Raw genomic sequence first — 272 nt, 5'->3', positions numbered from 1 at the left:
GCCACCGGCGGCCTCGATCACGGCGATCTTCGTGCCCTTGGACACCTTGTCGCCCAGCTTGACCAGCAGCTGCTTGATCACGCCGCCATGCGAGGACGGGATCTCCATCGAGGCCTTGTCGCTCTCGACGGTGATCAGGCTCTGCTCCTGCTTGACCGTGTCGCCGACCTTGACCAGCACCTCGATCACCGCGACCTCGTCGAAGTCGCCAATGTCGGGCACGACGATGTCGACCGGGCCGGCCGACGCGGGCGCTGCCGCCGGGGCAGCCG

The 272-nt window shown here is 68.0% G+C and carries 1 protein-coding gene; it reads right to left on the bottom strand.

The window, feature by feature from the left end; translation table 11 throughout:
* The coding region (locus CS062_RS25240) for a biotin/lipoyl-containing protein (protein ID WP_303645169.1) at positions 1-272 on the bottom strand (272 nt) is incomplete at both ends.

It is taken from the genome of Roseateles chitinivorans (assembly GCF_002761755.1).
Classification (GTDB): domain Bacteria; phylum Pseudomonadota; class Gammaproteobacteria; order Burkholderiales; family Burkholderiaceae_C; genus Roseateles; species Roseateles chitinivorans.
The sequence above is the reverse complement of the archived record's forward strand: the minus strand, read 5'-3'. Positions and strand labels throughout refer to the sequence as shown.